Genomic DNA, 17,320 nt, shown 5'->3' with positions numbered 1-17,320 from the left:
GGCTCTTCACCTCTTATGCTTGAATATTACTTGATTAATCTAATGTGATATCTAAACCTAGACCACGCAACTCGTGTACTAATACGTTGAATGATTCAGGAACTGATGGCGTTGGTAAGTTGTTACCTTTTACGATAGCTTCGTAAGTTTTAGCACGACCTACAACATCATCCGACTTCACAGTTAAGATCTCTTGTAAGATGTTAGATGCACCGAATGCCTCAAGAGCCCAAACCTCCATCTCACCAAAACGCTGACCACCGAATTGAGCTTTACCACCCAATGGTTGTTGTGTAATCAATGAGTATGGTCCGATCGAACGTGCGTGCATTTTGTCATCAACCATGTGACCTAATTTCAACATGTAGATAACACCAACAGTAGTTGGTTGATCAAAACGCTCTCCTGTCAAACCGTTGTACAAGTATGTACGACCTGATTTCGGTAATCCCGCTTTCTCTACCCACTCTTCTACTTGATCCATTTCAGCACCATCGAAGATTGGCGTAGCGAACTTCATACCTAATTTTTGACCAGCCCATCCAAGAACTGTTTCATAAATCTGGCCTAAGTTCATACGAGAAGGTACACCTAGAGGGTTCAATACGATATCTACTGGAGTACCATCTTCTAAGAATGGCATATCTTCATCACGTACAATACGTGCGACGATACCTTTGTTACCGTGACGACCTGCCATCTTATCACCCACTTTCAATTTACGTTTCTTAGCTACATAAACTTTAGCCATCTGAACAATACCAGAAGGAAGCTCATCACCTACAGAAACTGCAAATTTATCGCGTTTGAATGCACCTAATTCTTCATTTAACTTAATGTTGTAATAGTGCAATGCCAATTTGATTAACTCATTTTTATCTTCATCTGTAGTCCATCCAAACGGGTTAATGTTTGCATAGTCAAGATCAGTTAAGATTTTTTGAGTGAATTTAGCACCTTTAGCTACTAACAACTCTTTATAAACGTTATAGATACCTTGGCTAGTTTTACCATTCACAATAGTGAATAATTTCTCTACCAATCGCTCTTTTAGTACTCTTACGTTTTTCTCATGCGTAATTTCCAATTTTTCTAAAGCTTTTCTTTCGACTTCTTTAGACATTTTCTTCGCACGTGAGAATAACTTCGTATCGATAACTACACCTTTAATAGAAGGAGGAGTTTTCAAAGAAGCATCTTTTACGTCACCAGCTTTGTCACCAAATATTGCACGTAATAATTTCTCTTCTGGAGAAGGATCTGATTCACCTTTAGGTGTAATCTTACCAATTAAGATGTCACCCTCAACTACTTCAGCACCTACACGGATAATACCATTTTCGTCCAAATCTTTAGTAGCTTCTTCCGAAACGTTAGGAATATCAGCTGTAAGCTCTTCTTCACCACGTTTTGTATCACGTACTTCTAATTCAAACTCTTCGATGTGAAGTGAAGTAAAAATATCTTGAGAAACAACACGCTCAGAGATTACGATCGCATCCTCAAAGTTGTAACCTTGCCAAGGCATGAAAGCCACTTTCAAGTTACGACCTAATGCTAACTCGCCATCTTCTGTTGCATATCCCTCACACAATACTTGTCCTTTAGTAACTTTTTGACCTTTCTTAACGATAGGCTTCAAGTTGATACAAGTATTTTGGTTGGTTTTCTTAAATTTAATTAAACGGTAAGTTTTGATGTCATCATCAAATGATACTAAACGCTCATCTTCATTACGTTCGTAACGGATTTTGATTTCTTCAGCATCAACATATTCAACAACACCATTACCTTCTGCATTGATCAACGTACGTGAATCCGAAGCCACGCGACCTTCCAAACCAGTACCTACGATTGGCGCTTGAGGGCGCAATAATGGTACAGCCTGGCGCTGCATGTTCGATCCCATCAACGCACGGTTGGCATCATCATGCTCCAAGAAAGGAATTAATGAAGCCGCGATCGAAGTAATTTGGTTTGGAGCAACGTCCATATAATCCAATTTCTCAGGATCGATAATCGGGAAGTCACCCTCGTATCTAGCTTTTACTTTTGGATCTTCAAAATTACCTTTATCATCATAGTAAGCATTCGCTTGCGCGATTGTCTTACCATCTTCGTCCTCTGCAGATAAATAAACTACAGGCTCATCAACTACGACTTTACCGTCTCTTACTTTACGGTAAGGAGTCTCGATAAATCCTAAGTTGTTGATTTTAGCGTGAACAGATAAAGATGAAATCAAACCAATGTTTGGTCCCTCAGGAGTTTCGATAGTACACAAACGACCGTAATGCGTGTAGTGAACGTCACGAACCTCGAAACCAGCACGCTCACGTGAAAGACCACCTGGACCTAACGCTGATAAACGACGCTTGTGCGTAATCTCAGCTAATGGATTTGTTTGGTCCATGAATTGAGAAAGCTGATTCGTACCGAAGAACGAATTGATTACTGATGACAATGTACGTGCATTGATCAAATCAGTAGGTGTAAATACTTCGTTGTCACGAATATTCATACGCTCACGAATAGTACGTGCCATACGAGCTAGACCAACACCGAATTGTGCATACAACTGCTCACCAACAGTACGTACACGACGATTTGACAAGTGGTCAATATCATCTACCTCTGCTTTAGAATTGATCAAGTTGATCAAATATTTCACAATAGCGATGATATCTTGACGAGTCAATACTTTAGTTTCAGGAGGTGTATCTAACTTCAACTTACGGTTGATACGGTAACGACCTACATCACCTAAATCATAACGCTTGTCTGAGAAGAATAAACGATCGATGATACCACGTGCAGTTTCCTCATCAGGTGGTTCAGCGTTACGCAATTGACGATAGATATGTTCTACCGCTTCTTTCTCTGAGTTAGACGTATCCTTTTGTAAAGTGTTATATATGATTGAATAGTCCGCATTGTTTGACTCATCTTCTTTTGCTAAGATAATAGACTTAACTCCAGCTTCGATGATCAAATCAATATGATCTTCTTCTAATACAGTTTCACGTTCAAAGATAATTTCGTTACGATCGATAGACACTACTTCACCAGTATCCTCATCTACGAAATCTTCTGTCCATTTATTCAATACCCTTGCCGCTAGACGACGACCAACGTATTTCTTAAGACCCGTTTTACTAACTTTTACTTCGTCAGCTAAGTCAAACAATTCTAAGATATCTTTATCTGAATCGTAACCAATAGCACGTAATAAAGTAGTAACTGGGAATTTTTTCTTACGATCGATATACGCGTACATTACGTTATTCACGTCTGTCGCGAATTCAATCCAAGATCCTTTAAAAGGAATTACCCTTGCCGAATAAAGTTTTGTACCATTTGTGTGTCTACTCTGACCAAAGAATACACCAGGAGAACGGTGTAACTGAGATACGATTACACGCTCTGCACCATTGATAACGAAAGTACCTTTTGGTGTCATGTATGGAATTGTACCTAAGTATACATCTTGTACGATAGTTTCGAAATCTTCGTGTTCTTCATCATTACAAGACAACTTCAATTTTGCTTTCAAAGGCACGCTATAAGTCAAGCCACGCTCGATACATTCTTGGATATCATAGCGAGGAGGATCAATGAAATAATCCAAAAACTCTAGCACGAATATGTTTCTTGAATCAGAAATAGGGAAGTTTTCTGCGAAAACCTTGTACAACCCTTCCTGATGGCGGTTATCAGAAGTAGTTTCTAATTGAAAAAACTCCCTGAAAGACTCCAATTGCACGTCCAAGAAATCCGGATAATCAATTACCTTCTTACTTGTAGCAAAGTTTACTCTTTCGTTTTGAATATTATTGTTTGCCAAGGGAATAAGATTTTAGTTTAAAAAAACTGAACTTAATGTTTGCTGTTTTTGTATGATATATTCACACGCCAGCACACGTATGAAAAGACTAATATTATATTAAAACGGGAATAGACTCTGATAAATTACCAGAGTCTAATCTCGTTTTGATGGTATTTGAAATTATTTAATCTCAACTACAGCACCAGCTTCTTCTAATTGTTTTTTCAAAGCTTCAGCTTCGTCTTTAGAAACACCAGCTTTTAATTCTTTAGGAGCACCGTCAACTAAATCTTTAGCTTCTTTCAATCCTAAACCAGCTAAGTCTTTTACTAATTTAACTACAGCTAATTTTTGACCACCAGCTTCTTTCAAGATAACGTCGAATGAAGTTTTCTCTTCAGCAGCAGCAGGGCCTTCAGCTGGAGCAGCAGCAACTGCAACAGCAGCAGCAGCAGGCTCGATACCGTACTCGTCTTTTAAGATATCAGCTAATTCTTTAACTTCTTTTACCGTTAAGTTAACTAACTGTTCAGCAAGTTGTTTTAAATCTGCCATTTTATTTTGATTTTTGAATGTTCTTTTTAAAAATATTGTTAATTAAATCTCGAACTTTTTTATTGTAATAAGGTGTTCGTTAACCTCTTTGTTCTAAAGTCTTTAACACACCTGAAATAGTATTTCCGCCTGATGAAAGCGCAGAAATAACGTTTTTCGCTGGTGATTGAAGAGCCGCGATAATATCTGCAACAAGTTCGTCCTTCGATTTAAGAGTTACTAAAGCATTTAATTGATCGTCACCAACAAAAGCTGTCTCTTGAATATAAGCTGCTTTTAATACTGGTTTGTCACCTGCTTTACGTAAATCTTTAATCAATTTAGCTGGAGCGTTACCTGTCTCAGAGAACAATAATGTAGAAGCACCTTTCAATACGCCTACTAATTCTTCTGATTCGATACCTGCTTCGATTAAAGCTTTCTCAATTAAAGTGTTTTTAGCCACTTGCATGATAATACCTTGCTCGAAACATTTACGACGGATTCCATTGATCTTTTCAACAGATAAATCAGCAGTGTCAGTAATATAGAAGTTACCGTAAGATTTAATCTGCTCTGCTAAAGCTTGAACAATTTCTTGTTTTTCTTCTTTTCTCATGATTAAATACCTGCTACTGATTTAGTTTCTACATGAATACCCGGGCTCATCGTAGATGAGATATGGATACTCTTGAAGTATGTTCCCTTAGCCGCTGAAGGTTTTAATTTTGAAAGCACTTGTAATACTTCTAATGCGTTCTCATAAATCTTCTCTGCCGGGAAAGACACTTTTCCTACCGAAGTATGGATGATACCTGTCTTGTCAACTTTAAAATCGATCTTACCGCCTTTTACGTCTGTTACAGCTTTACCTACTTCTGTAGTTACTGTACCAGTCTTAGGGTTAGGCATTAAGTTTCTTGGACCTAAAATACGACCCAATTTACCTACTTTAGCCATTACCGAAGGCATAGTGATGATAATGTCAACGTCAGTCCAACCACCTTCAATTTTACTGATGTACTCATCAAGACCTACGTAATCTGCACCTGCAGCTTTAGCTTCTTCTTCCTTATCAGGAGTAACTAATGCTAAAACGCGAACAGTCTTACCAGTTCCGTGAGGTAACGTCGCAATACCACGAACCATCTGATTCGCTTTACGTGGATCTACGCCCAAACGTACGTCGATATCCACTGAAGCATCAAATTTTGTTGTAGTAATCTCTTTCACTAAAGCAGAAGCCTCAGCCAAAGTATACGCTTTACCAGCTTCAATTTTGGATAGTGCCGCTTTTTGATTTTTTGTTAATCTAGCCACTTTCTTAAACTGATTTCGTTAATTAATTTTTCCAAGGAGCGTCACCTGAAACAGTGATACCCATACTACGCGCTGTACCAGCTACCATGCTCATTGCAGATTCTACAGTGAAAGCATTTAAGTCAGTCATTTTGTCTTTTGCAATCGTCTCTACTTGCTCCCAAGTAATTGAAGCAACTTTCTTACGATTTGGCTCACCTGATCCACTTTTTAATTTAGCAGCATCTTTCAATTGAACAGCTACCGGTGGAGTTTTGATGATAAAATCAAATGACTTGTCAGCATAAACAGTAATCACTACTGGTAATACTTGACCTGGTTTGTCTTGCGTACGAGCATTGAACTGCTTACAGAAATCCATGATATTCACACCCTTAGCACCTAAAGCAGGTCCTACTGGAGGAGATGGATTGGCTGCACCGCCCTTTACTTGTAATTTTACTAACGCACTGACTTCTTTTGCCATTTTGTTTTGAATTTAATTTGTTAAATGTTTGTTAGTAAGTTGGAAGCAATACTTGTAACATTTATATCGGTTAGCGTTAAAACAGAAGTTTTCACAACTAAACGAGGTGCAAAGATAATAAGAATATTTGATTCACAAAATAGTTGCTCACAAATATTTATTAAATATTCTTTTTTATTTAAAATGATTGAGCCTACAGTCATTAGCCACGTCTATCGTGCGAAATAAATAATGATAGCGAAACACAAAAAAGCTTCATATTTTCATAAGAAGCTTTTTCGTATATTTTATAATAAATCTATTATTCCTTTTCTACTTGCATGTAGTTCAATTCAAGTGGAGTCTTACGACCGAATACTTTAACCATTACAGTTAACTTTTTCTTATCCTCATGAACCTCTTCAATCTCACCTGTAAATCCGTTGAAAGGTCCATCAGTAACTTTTACAGACTCTCCAACGTAATAAGTAACGTTGATTGATTCGCCTTGCTCAGCCATCTCATCCACTTTACCCAAAATTCTATTAACTTCAGATGGACGCAATGGAATAGCCACACCTGCTTTATCTCCTAAGAAACCAATTACACTGTTCAAATTCTTGATCGCGTGTTCAATCTCCCCATCAAGAGCAGCTTCAATCAACACATATCCAGGATAGTAATTACGCTCTTTAGCGACCTTTTTTCCGTCGCGCATTTGGTAATACTTTTCCATCGGAATTAATACTTGAGGCACTAAATGTTGAATACCCAATCTACTAACTTCCGCTTCTACGTATTGTTTTACTTTCTTCTCTTTACCACTTACAGCACGTACTACGTACCACTTTAAACTTTGATCAGCCATAATGTCTTCTAGATAAAACCTTACTTAGTACCGTACAACAACTCCAACACGTTACTTGAAGCTTTGTCCATTAACAATACTACTAAAGCTATGATCAACGAAGCTACAAGGACTACGACTGCATGATTTTGCAATTGAGACCAAGTAGGCCAAGTAACTTTCTCAGTCACCTCTTGATAAGACTCTTTAAAAAAATCAAGTACGTTAGCCATTGTTTGATTATTTAAGTTATTTAGCAGGGATACTAGGATTCGAACCCAGACCAATGGTTTTGGAGACCACGATACTAACCATTATACTATATCCCTGTGTTTTTTTTTGATGATGCAAATATAGTGTTCTAAACCTATTAGAACAAATATTTTTTGCATTTTTTATATGTTTTAAAGAACAATTTTGTGTTGGAAAAAATAAGCTAATCAGCATCAGCCGATTAGCTTATTTTATTATTTTATTAATCTAAAAAAAGATTAAATGATTTCAGTTACCTGACCAGCACCTACTGTACGACCACCCTCACGGATAGCGAAACGTAGACCTTTTTCCATTGCAATTGCAGAGATTAATTTAACTGTAATTGTAACGTTATCACCTGGCATAACCATTTCAGTACCTTCTGGCAACATGATCTCTCCTGTTACGTCTGTTGTACGGAAATAGAATTGAGGACGGTATTTGTTGAAGAATGGAGTGTGACGACCACCTTCTGCTTTTGACAATACGTAAACCTCAGCTTTGAAGTGATCGTGAGGAGTTACTGAACCTGGTTTAACGATAACCATACCACGTTTGATATCAGTTTTCTCAATACCACGTAATAATAAACCTACGTTATCACCTGCTTCACCGTAATCTAAGATTTTACGGAACATCTCAACACCTGTTACTGTAGATTTTAAATCTTCAGCACCCATACCTAAGATTTCAACTGGATCACCAGAGTTGATCACACCTCTTTCGATACGACCTGTAGCTACTGTACCACGACCTGTGATCGAGAATACGTCCTCTACTGGCATCAAGAAAGGTAAGTCAGTTAAACGTGGAGGAATTGGAATGTAGTTATCTACAGCGTCCATTAATTCCATCACTTTAGCAACCCACTCAGGCTCACCATTCAATGCACCTAAAGCAGAACCTTGGATTACTGGAATATCATCACCTGGGAATTCGTAGAATGACAATAACTCACGTACTTCCATTTCTACTAACTCTAATAACTCAGGATCATCTACTAAGTCAACTTTGTTTAAGAATACTACTAACGCTGGTACACCTACCTGACGAGCTAACAAGATGTGCTCACGAGTTTGAGGCATAGGACCATCAGTTGCAGCAACAACGATGATAGCACCGTCCATTTGAGCAGCACCAGTTACCATGTTCTTAACGTAATCGGCGTGACCTGGACAGTCAACGTGTGCATAGTGACGACTTGCAGTTGAGTACTCAACGTGCGCTGTATTAATCGTGATACCACGCTCTTTTTCTTCAGGAGCAGAGTCAATTGAATCAAATGAACGAGCTTCTGATAAACCTGCATCCGCTAATACTTTAGTGATAGCTGCAGTTGTAGTTGTTTTACCGTGGTCAACGTGACCGATAGTACCAATGTTTAAGTGGGGTTTACTACGGTCAAATTTCTCTTTTGCCATGTTTATGCGAATTAGTAATTATTAAATATTTCTTTATATAAATTCTTTACAAAAATAGTAAACTTTTTTGACGAGCCAAAGATGGGATTTGAACCCACGACCTCTTCCTTACCAAGGAAGTGCTCTACCCCTGAGCTACTTCGGCTTTTAATTAAAAAGCTCATTTACGGAATTATGCCTCCACCTTACATATTTAAATCATGAAAGATAGAGACTGAAAAACCTTGAAAATGAGCGGAAGACGAGGTTCGAACTCGCGACCTATAGCTTGGAAGGCTATCGCTCTACCAACTGAGCTACTTCCGCTTTTTGTTTTTAATATATGAAATACTAAAAACAACAAATTTAGTGTGGAGGGAGAAGGATTCGAACCTTCGAAGCCGAAGCAACGGATTTACAGTCCGTCCCATTTGACCGCTCTGGAACCCCTCCAGACCTGCGATGTCTCGCATTTAGAGCCTCCTATCGGAATCGAACCAATGACCTACTGATTACAAGTCAGTTGCTCTACCAGCTGAGCTAAGGAGGCTTACTATTATTTTTGTCTTTTCAAACTCTCGAAGAACATCTACCCTTCCGGGCAGCTGGTGCAAAGATAGAAAAATTCATTTCAAACTTGCAAGAGAATTTTTTAAAAACTTTTACTTTTCTATTTCTTAAAGAACTCTATTCAAAAACGCTCACAAATCGACAACTGTGATCGTTTTTGATGTTGCAAAGATAGACACCGACATGACATTTCAAAAATTTTTACATAAAAAAACATACGAGAATCATCCATTAAGCTGATATGCAGTCTGATAATTTTTCAATATGAAATTAACACCTACTTCACAAGAAGCATTGACGCATCTTTGGCACGATAATTTCCAACAGTGATGCATGAAAAAGTATGTATCTATTTTTCTATTTTTAATATGCGCCCATATTGCACTAGCTCAAGACTCTACAAATTTTATTGAAAAAATAATAAAAAAAACTTTCTCTTCGCAAGGTGACACCACTAGAAATGGGAGCTATTTTGTAGTACCTGCGTTTTCATACGCGCAAGAAACAGGCCCAGAATTTGGTGTCGCAGCAACTTATAATTTTTATTTAGACAAAAATAGCCTTGTAAGCCGTACATCAAACATCACTCTAATTAGCACTATTACCACAAAAAAGCAGAAAAAAATTAATATTACATCCGATTTATGGACCAAAGACAATGACTACCATATCTTATTAGAGTTACGCGCAAGAGAATGGCCATTCAATTTTTACGGCATTGGAAATGATACATGGAAAGCAGATGAAGATTATTTGGATCAGACACTATACCGTTTCAAGGCCGATATTGAAAAGAAGATATTACCAAGGTTTTATGTAGGTGTAAATACCAGCTATGACAATTATAAATTCAAAGATGTTGAAGCAGACGGCATCTTTGAATCCAACAGCATCATTGGTAAAACTGGTGGTCAATACATTACCTTAGGTCTATCTGCATTATTCGACACACGTGATGTGACAACATATACAAATAAAGGTTTTTACGGTCGTATAAAATATGCCTATGCCCCTAAATTTTTTACCTACGAGGATTTTAATGGGTCATTGTTAGAAACTGACCTGCGTGGCTTTCACCCATTGAATCGAAAACTAAATTTTGCTGGGCAAATACTTTACCGTGGAACATTTGGCGAAAACATTCCTTTTTATACTTTACGCGATCTTGGGGGAGACATGACAATGCGTGGATACTATTTAGGAAGATACAAAGACAAAAATTATTTAGCCACACAAGCAGAACTTCGCTATCGCTTACATCCTAGATTCGGCCTATCAGGTTTTGTCGGCGCCGGCACCACTTTCTCAAAACAGCATAAGGCACGGTTTATACCAACGTATGGTGCTGGACTTCGCTATTTCTTTAGTATTGAGCACAGCAGTAGTATACGTCTCGATTACGCCTTTGGCGAAAAAAAGCCAGGAGAAGAGCGACAATCTGGATTTTACTTAAGTATAAGTGAAGCTTTTTAGTAGTAAAAATAGGGATAGCGCAACTTAAAATTTTCTTTGGGTTGCTCTTTTCGTTTACAAATTATTCCAAATTCAAACAAATCAATTAACACTACAAAATCTTTATGTGCTTGCATAGTTTTCCAAAGTTTTCGATGATAAGAACAATCATTAATGTCTTTCACGAAAATCATAAAATAGGAATTTTGAAGAACTAACAAATCTGCAAAAGAATGTTGCTTAAAATCAGTAATTAAAAAAGAAAATTCTGTCAATCCTTTTGAAAGATAATACGCGATAATATCCTCTATCAACGAATCACAACGAGTAATGTTCTTATTATATATCAACTCATCCGCCAGAGCATATACAAAAGGTGAGTGTGTGCCATGACGAGTATTTGAAGTGATGTAATGCTTGATTTTCTGCAGAAAATAAATCATTTTGCAAAAATACATATATTGATTTACATTATTAAGACAGTTCATTTTTAATAAATCAATAGATTTAACTAAATTTATATATGAATGAGAGAGAGATTAAAGCGATAATATCTTTATTAGACGATCCAGACACTGAAATTTTCAACCAATTGGAAGAACGCCTTGTTACTGCAGGACCAGATGTAATTCCTTTGTTAGAAGAAAATTGGGAGTCTTCATTTGATCCATTATCGCAATCTCGGATTGAAAATATTATTCATAAAATCCAATTTGATCAGATAAAATATGACCTTCAATTTTGGGATCTCAAAAATAGCGACGACCTATTAGAGGGATTACTTATTATAAATAGGTACCAATACCCAAATTTGGATGAGAATAATGTGTTGTTAACTATTTCTGAACTTAAACGTAACGCTTGGTTTCAACTTATGTATGACATGAGTCCGTTGGAGAAAGTCAAACTGTTAAATAATGTATTGTTTCGTGAATTTGGATTATCGGGAAATACAACAAATTATCATGACCCACAAAATTCGTTTATACATAAAGTTTTAGAAAGCAAAAAAGGCAACCCTATATCTTTATCCTGTGTATATAGCATAATTGCACAACAGCTAGATATCCCTGTTTATGGAATTAATCTTCCAAAACATTTTATAGTAGCCTACATAGAAGATACAGAACAACCTCCCCTATTTTATATCAATGCTTTTAACAGAGGACAAGTAATGCATCATAACGACATATATTCCTTTTTAAAACAATTAAACCTCCCTCCTAATGAGGAGTACACCATGCCGTGTACGAATAAAGCCATTATCAAACGCGTACTTCGCAATTTAATAACGGCTTATGAGAATATTGGAAGTCCTCAGAAAAAAGAGGAAATAGACATCCTTTTAAAAATTATTGAAGACTAACGAGTATCCAGGGATATACTTTCTGGTGTTTTACCGTTAAAATCTAATGAAGCATTGGGAGCTACATCTCCCTCATCACTAATTAAATAACGAAAAACACTTTTAGCGCCAGGATCAGCTACATAAATATACTTTCCATCGTCTCGGGTGTCAATTGCAACATCGATTGGCTGCTTCAATTTTGTAGTCAAACCTTTGATAACACGAGTAGGAGAGATTTCTTTTGTCGTGGTGTTTGAAGAGAAATTCTCAAAAATTAAAATTCTACCATCCTCGATTACATTACCATTGATAGAGTAATCTGTCATCACTAAAATATCCTTTATTCTTGAATACGAAATGCCACGAAGATTTCTAGAGCCGTTCACAGTAAGTGAAAACGTAGGATTCACATTTAATAATGTATCCTGACTATCTATAAATTTTTGTGTTAAATCTTTATACACTTCAACCCCTCCTTCTGTTCCGGTCTTAACAACAAAAACATCCTTTTCATAAACAGTAAGTGCCCATGGAACGAAATTTAAAGGCAACCTAAAAGATGGCACTCTGAATGCACCTGAGTTTTGTGGCCTTAAGAAAACATACATATTACCATTAGCATCTCTATTTGACTTATTTGTTGCTAGTAAATAATCATTAGAAAGCGAAACACCTACATTTACTACCGTATAATATAACCCTCTTATATTATCAAATCTACGATTGGAAATTTTACCTCTAGACGAAATATCACCTCTAATATTGACATTCATTACATATATACTCGTATCATTTGTTCCTGGAGTGTTTAAACTAGATTGAAAAATCATCCCCCCATTTGGTGCAAAATGAATAGTACGCGCACCTTTAGCCCCAGAATTGTAAGAATACAAGGAATCAACAGATGGAAAACTATCCTCATCAGCTTGATCAATTACATAAATGTTATTCAAATTTTCTGATGCCCCAATTTGGTAATCAGAAGTGGAAATATAAAGTCTAGATATATCTTTGATTTCTCGTGAAGGAGGCTCGTCGTCATCTCGTTGACACGCAATAACACTTATTAATAAAGCGGGTATGAGGTATAAAAATAAAATTTTACGCATAAAAATTGAATCGATTACTAGATTACAAATGTATACATTTTTGTCTGTAAGTATTTAAACGAAAATAGCAATCTAAACGTTACAAAAATGAAATAACTTTCAAAAGCCATTAGATTTGCGTAAAATTGCAGAAGATTACCATTTGTCATATGGAAACGAAAAAAGAATTTGTAAGAGAAAAACTCACTTTACCAAACCAAGGCAAGAAATTGTTATTACATTCTTGCTGTGCACCATGTGCTGGAGAGGTAATGGAGGCACTAATTGCTTCCGACATTGAGTTTACAATTTATTTTTACAATCCAAATATTCATCCACGCAAAGAATATGACATTCGCAAAGAAGAAAATATTCGCTTTGCAGAGAAACACAACATACCTTTCATAGATGCTGACTATGATGTAGATCATTGGTTTGAGTTAGCAAAAGGCATGGAAAATGAACCTGAAAAAGGAATAAGATGCACAATGTGCTTCGATATGCGATTTGAAAAAACAGCTGAATATGCTGCCGAAAATGGATTTGATGTCATATCCAGCTCTTTAGGGATTTCGCGGTGGAAGAACATGGATCAGATAAACGATTGTGGTGTTCGCGCCGCATCTCGTCATCCAGACATGGATTATTGGACATTAAATTGGCGTAAAAAAGGTGGAGGTGCACGTATGTTGGAAATTAGTAAACGTGAACGATTTTATATGCAAGAGTACTGTGGTTGTGCATATTCCCTTCGTGACACCAACAAATGGCGTATGGCTAATGGTCGTGAGAAAATAGAATTGGGGGTAAAATATTATGGAGATAATGAATAATTATTTCATAAAATAATTGCATCCTAAAATATAAAACATTAATTTTGCAGGCTCAAATACAGGATTGTGAAGTATCTAAAACAATATAGAATTCCGTTTTCGGGATTAGCAGCAGGAAAGCACGATTTTGATTTTGAGATAAACGATAAGTTCTTTGACTGCTACGAGCATTCATTAGTAAAGAAAGGTAATCTGACTGCCAACGTTTCTCTTCAAAAACAAGAGACGATGTTAATTGTGAATTTTGACATCAAAGGCACAATCAAATTAACTTGCGACGTTTGCTTGACCGAATTTGACGCTCCTGTTTCCTTTGATGAAAAACTTATAGTTAAGTTTGTAAACGAGGAATGGGACAACGAAACTGATGAGGTTATCATTTTGAATAAAACAGATCACGAGCTAGATATAGCGAACCTATTGTACGAATATATAAACGTGCAAGTTCCATATTACGCTAAATGCACTGAGCAAGGAGTAAATATCACTTGTGATCCAGAAATGCTAGCTAAAATCAGTACAGAAGAAGGAATCGAAATAGAAGAAGAAAACATTGACCCACGTTGGGCCGCATTAAAGAATATTAAAAACAATTAAAAAAACATATACGAGATGGCACATCCAAAACGTAAAACTTCGAAATCAAGAAGAGACAAAAGAAGAACGCACTATAAGGCTGAGAAACCTACATTGACAGTATGTAAAGAAACTGGTGCTGTACACGTACCTCACAAAGCGTACGAAGTTGATGGTAACTTATTTTACAACGGTAAATTAATCGTTGAAAGAACAGCTGCAGTCTAAAAATATCTTTGGATAAAACATCCCAAATTGAGTAAAAAATAGATTTTTTTGCTTTACTTTGGGATGTTTTTGCGTATTATTGAAGTAGAAAAATAATAACGGATGAAGATAGGATTAGACGTTCTAGGTGGGGATTATGCCCCCAAATCAAACATATTAGGTGCAATTGAAGCACAAAAAAGTCTATCATCAGATCAACGAATAGTATTATTCGGAGACGAAGAAGATACAAAAAAACGCATAGAAGAAGCAGGTGCAGATCCATCATTATTTGATTATGTACATGCTCCTGAAAGTATTTCTATGCATGAGCATCCCACAAAGGCTATCACCCAAAAACCAAACTCAAGTATCGCAAAAGGATTTGAGTTGTTGAAAAATGGGGTGATAGATTCATTTTCTTCAGCAGGTAATACTGGCGCTATGCTAGTAGGCGCTATGTTTAGTGTAAAAACTATTACAGGCGTACTTCGCCCAGCAATAGCTACTAATGTTCCAAAGCTAAAAGAAGGATTCGGCATACTTCTCGATGTAGGTGCCAATGCTGATTGTAAGCCTGAAATGTTAAACCAGTTTGCGATTCTTGGAAGCTTATATGCCGAGCATATGTATAATGTCTCCAATCCCAAAGTTGCATTGGTAAACATTGGCGAAGAAGAAGAAAAAGGTAATGCCCTAACAATCTCAACCTATCCATTACTTAAATCAAACACTAAAATTAATTTCATTGGTAATGCCGAAGGCCGTGACTTATTCTCGGATCATGCCGATGTATATGTATGTGACGGTTACACAGGAAATGTGGTTCTTAAATTAGCCGAATCATTCTATGTTGTTACTTTGAAAAAAGGTTTTAAAGATGATTTCTTTGATAGGTTCAACTATGAGCAATATGGAGGTAGTCCAATTCTAGGTGTCAATGCACCGGTGCTTATCGGGCATGGCATTTCCACTCCTACTGCAATTAAAAATATGGTATTACTATCCAAAGGTATGATCGAATCGAAATTTATCGATAAGATAAAAACTGCTTTTAACTAACATTATATGTCTAAAATTCACGCGGCTATTACGGCGGTAAACGGATATGTTCCGGATTATGTTCTTACGAACAAGGAACTAGAAACTATGGTGGACACGAACGACGAATGGATCGTCTCTCGTACAGGTATTAAAGAACGTCGTATTCTAAAAGGAGAAGGATTAGCAACCTCAGATCTTGCTGTACCAGCGGTAAAAGGTCTTCTTGAAAAAAGAGGTATATCTGCCGAAGAAATCGATTTAATAATATTCTGTACTAGTACACCAGACATGTTATTTCCTGCTACTGCAAATATATTAGCAGATAAAATCGGGGCAAAGAACGCTTGGGGTTATGACTTACAAGCTGCTTGTTCAGGTTTTCTTTTTGGTTTGACGACAGGTACACAATTTATTGAGTCTGGCAAACACAAAAAAGTATTAGTAGTCGGTGGAGATAAAATGTCTTCAGTAGTCAACTATACTGACAGAAATACATGTATTCTATTTGGTGACGGATGTGGAGCGGTATTATTAGAACCAAACGACGAAGGTAACGGCATCCAAGATACAATCTTAAAAACTGACGGCTCAGGTGGTCAATTTTTAAATATCAAAGGTGGTGGCTCATTGAATCCAGCTTCGCATGAAACTATTGAGGCAGGTCTACACTATGCTTATCAAGAAGGACGCACAGTATTCAAATTTGCTGTTACAAATATGGCTGATGTTGCACATAGCATCATGGAACGCAATAACCTGACAGCTGATAATGTTGCGTGGTTGGTTCCTCATCAAGCGAACAAAAGAATCATTGATGCTACTGCCGAACGTGCGGGACTACCAGAAGAAAAAGTGATGGTAAACATCCATAAATACGGAAACACTACAAGTGGTACTATCCCATTATGTCTATGGGAATGGGAAAGCCAATTGAAGAAAGGTGATAATTTAATATTAGCAGCTTTCGGTGGCGGATTTACTTGGGGATCAGTTTATTTAAAATGGGCTTATTAAGCTAAGTCAATTTTTTGCTATATTTATCGACTATTTTTTAATAATTAATTAACAAATTGACAAAACCTACTATCATGAGTATGGACATTAAACAAATTCAAGACTTGATTAAATTCGTATCTAAATCAGGTGTGAATGAAGTATCGATTGAAGAGAAAGATTTCAAAATCACGATAAAAACAAATCAAGAACCGACTTATGTAACAGCAAGCGTTCCAGCAGCTATCCCTGCTCCTGCTCCTGTACAAGCGGCGACTCCAGCAGCTCCTGTAGCGACGACACCAGTGGCTCCTGCAGCATCTGATGATTCTAAATACATCACTGTAAAATCGCCAATGATTGGTACATTCTACCGTTCACCAGGTCCTGATAAAGCAGTATTCGTAAATGTAGGTGACGAAATCACTTCTGGTAAGACATTATGTATTATCGAGGCGATGAAATTATTCAATGAAATCGAATCGGAAGTTTCTGGTAAAATCGTTAAAATATTAGTGAACGACGCACAACCAGTTGAATACGATCAACCATTATTCTTAGTTGATCCAAACTAATCTCTAG

Annotated in this window: 18 protein-coding genes and 5 tRNA genes; 8 read left to right on the top strand and 15 right to left on the bottom strand. The window is 36.9% G+C overall.

Going from position 1 to position 17,320, the window contains the following annotated elements:
• Positions 1-34: 34 nt before the first annotated feature.
• The 13 genes from rpoB to GOQ16_RS08265 all read right to left on the bottom strand — a co-directional run bounded on the left by rpoB (position 35) and on the right by GOQ16_RS08265 (position 9,177).
• The gene (gene rpoB, locus GOQ16_RS08325; protein WP_160068860.1) at positions 35-3,844 is read right to left on the bottom strand and encodes a DNA-directed RNA polymerase subunit beta; all 3,810 of its coding nucleotides are present in this window, start codon (positions 3,842-3,844) and stop codon (positions 35-37) included.
• Positions 3,845-4,006: 162 nt separating this feature from the next.
• Entirely contained in the window at positions 4,007-4,381 is a 375-nt protein-coding gene (gene rplL / locus GOQ16_RS08320; RefSeq protein ID WP_149913094.1) for a 50S ribosomal protein L7/L12, read from the bottom strand.
• A 79-nt stretch (positions 4,382-4,460) separates the two neighbouring features.
• Complete coding sequence (gene rplJ / locus GOQ16_RS08315; protein ID WP_160068859.1) at positions 4,461-4,979, bottom strand: 50S ribosomal protein L10; 519 nt, start codon at positions 4,977-4,979, stop codon at positions 4,461-4,463.
• Positions 4,980-4,981: 2 nt separating this feature from the next.
• The gene (gene rplA / locus GOQ16_RS08310) at positions 4,982-5,680 is read right to left on the bottom strand and encodes a 50S ribosomal protein L1 (RefSeq protein ID WP_149913096.1); all 699 of its coding nucleotides are present in this window, start codon (positions 5,678-5,680) and stop codon (positions 4,982-4,984) included.
• Between the two features lie 22 nt (positions 5,681-5,702).
• Complete coding sequence (gene rplK / locus GOQ16_RS08305) at positions 5,703-6,146, bottom strand: 50S ribosomal protein L11 (RefSeq protein ID WP_149913097.1); 444 nt, start codon at positions 6,144-6,146, stop codon at positions 5,703-5,705.
• Between the two features lie 301 nt (positions 6,147-6,447).
• Positions 6,448-6,993: a transcription termination/antitermination protein NusG gene (gene nusG / locus GOQ16_RS08300; RefSeq protein ID WP_149913099.1), complete on the bottom strand. Its 546-nt coding sequence runs from the start codon at positions 6,991-6,993 to the stop codon at positions 6,448-6,450.
• Positions 6,994-7,013: 20 nt separating this feature from the next.
• Positions 7,014-7,205 carry a preprotein translocase subunit SecE gene (gene secE / locus GOQ16_RS08295; RefSeq protein WP_149913100.1) on the bottom strand — a complete coding sequence of 64 codons (192 nt, stop codon included), beginning with the start codon at positions 7,203-7,205 and terminating at the stop codon, positions 7,014-7,016.
• 24 nt (positions 7,206-7,229) lie between these two features.
• Positions 7,230-7,301, bottom strand: a tRNA-Trp gene (locus GOQ16_RS08290).
• Positions 7,302-7,463: 162 nt separating this feature from the next.
• Positions 7,464-8,648, bottom strand: a complete 1,185-nt coding sequence (gene tuf, locus GOQ16_RS08285) for an elongation factor Tu (RefSeq protein ID WP_160068858.1) — start codon at positions 8,646-8,648, stop codon at positions 7,464-7,466.
• Between the two features lie 73 nt (positions 8,649-8,721).
• Positions 8,722-8,793, bottom strand: a tRNA-Thr gene (locus tag GOQ16_RS08280).
• Between the two features lie 88 nt (positions 8,794-8,881).
• Positions 8,882-8,954: transfer RNA gene (locus tag GOQ16_RS08275), tRNA-Gly, on the bottom strand.
• A 45-nt stretch (positions 8,955-8,999) separates the two neighbouring features.
• Positions 9,000-9,080: transfer RNA gene (locus tag GOQ16_RS08270), tRNA-Tyr, on the bottom strand.
• A gap of 24 nt (positions 9,081-9,104) precedes the next feature.
• Positions 9,105-9,177 (bottom strand) — tRNA-Thr (locus GOQ16_RS08265).
• 353 nt (positions 9,178-9,530) lie between these two features.
• Between GOQ16_RS08265 and GOQ16_RS08260 the strand changes: the two genes are divergently transcribed.
• Positions 9,531-10,670 carry a BamA/TamA family outer membrane protein gene (locus GOQ16_RS08260; RefSeq protein ID WP_160068857.1) on the top strand — a complete coding sequence of 380 codons (1,140 nt, stop codon included), beginning with the start codon at positions 9,531-9,533 and terminating at the stop codon, positions 10,668-10,670.
• On the opposite strand, the gene GOQ16_RS08255 is transcribed toward GOQ16_RS08260, so the two are convergent.
• Positions 10,667-11,092: a hypothetical protein gene (locus GOQ16_RS08255; RefSeq protein ID WP_160068856.1), complete on the bottom strand. Its 426-nt coding sequence runs from the start codon at positions 11,090-11,092 to the stop codon at positions 10,667-10,669. The genes GOQ16_RS08260 and GOQ16_RS08255 overlap by 4 nt on opposite strands.
• An 80-nt stretch (positions 11,093-11,172) precedes the next feature.
• Between GOQ16_RS08255 and GOQ16_RS08250 the strand changes: the two genes are divergently transcribed.
• Positions 11,173-12,015, top strand: coding sequence for a transglutaminase-like domain-containing protein (locus tag GOQ16_RS08250; protein ID WP_149913104.1), 843 nt, complete (start codon positions 11,173-11,175; stop codon positions 12,013-12,015).
• Here GOQ16_RS08250 and GOQ16_RS08245 read toward each other — a convergent pair.
• Positions 12,012-13,106, bottom strand: a complete 1,095-nt coding sequence (locus GOQ16_RS08245; RefSeq protein WP_160068855.1) for a hypothetical protein — start codon at positions 13,104-13,106, stop codon at positions 12,012-12,014. The two genes, GOQ16_RS08250 and GOQ16_RS08245, sit on opposite strands and share 4 nt — an antisense overlap.
• A 149-nt stretch (positions 13,107-13,255) precedes the next feature.
• Here GOQ16_RS08245 and GOQ16_RS08240 point away from each other — a divergent pair, with 149 nt between their 5' ends.
• The 6 genes from GOQ16_RS08240 to accB all read left to right on the top strand — a co-directional run bounded on the left by GOQ16_RS08240 (position 13,256) and on the right by accB (position 17,313).
• Complete coding sequence (locus GOQ16_RS08240) at positions 13,256-13,918, top strand: epoxyqueuosine reductase QueH (protein WP_160068854.1); 663 nt, start codon at positions 13,256-13,258, stop codon at positions 13,916-13,918.
• Positions 13,919-13,984: 66 nt separating this feature from the next.
• Complete coding sequence (locus GOQ16_RS08235; RefSeq protein WP_160068853.1) at positions 13,985-14,515, top strand: YceD family protein; 531 nt, start codon at positions 13,985-13,987, stop codon at positions 14,513-14,515.
• 15 nt (positions 14,516-14,530) lie between these two features.
• The gene (rpmF, locus tag GOQ16_RS08230) at positions 14,531-14,722 is read left to right on the top strand and encodes a 50S ribosomal protein L32 (protein ID WP_149913108.1); all 192 of its coding nucleotides are present in this window, start codon (positions 14,531-14,533) and stop codon (positions 14,720-14,722) included.
• Between the two features lie 102 nt (positions 14,723-14,824).
• A complete protein-coding gene (gene plsX, locus GOQ16_RS08225) occupies positions 14,825-15,763 on the top strand; it encodes a phosphate acyltransferase PlsX (protein ID WP_160068852.1) in 939 nt (312 codons plus the stop codon).
• 6 nt (positions 15,764-15,769) lie between these two features.
• Positions 15,770-16,759, top strand: a complete 990-nt coding sequence (locus GOQ16_RS08220; RefSeq protein WP_160068851.1) for a beta-ketoacyl-ACP synthase III — start codon at positions 15,770-15,772, stop codon at positions 16,757-16,759.
• Positions 16,760-16,833: 74 nt separating this feature from the next.
• On the top strand, positions 16,834-17,313 hold the full coding sequence (accB, locus tag GOQ16_RS08215) for an acetyl-CoA carboxylase biotin carboxyl carrier protein (RefSeq protein ID WP_204987452.1): 480 nt from the start codon (positions 16,834-16,836) through the stop codon (positions 17,311-17,313).
• Positions 17,314-17,320 lie beyond the last annotated feature (7 nt).

Origin of the sequence: Sphingobacterium bovisgrunnientis, from assembly GCF_009829085.1 — a bacterium.
Classification (GTDB): domain Bacteria; phylum Bacteroidota; class Bacteroidia; order Sphingobacteriales; family Sphingobacteriaceae; genus Sphingobacterium; species Sphingobacterium bovisgrunnientis.
The sequence above is the reverse complement of the archived record's forward strand: the minus strand, read 5'-3'. Positions and strand labels throughout refer to the sequence as shown.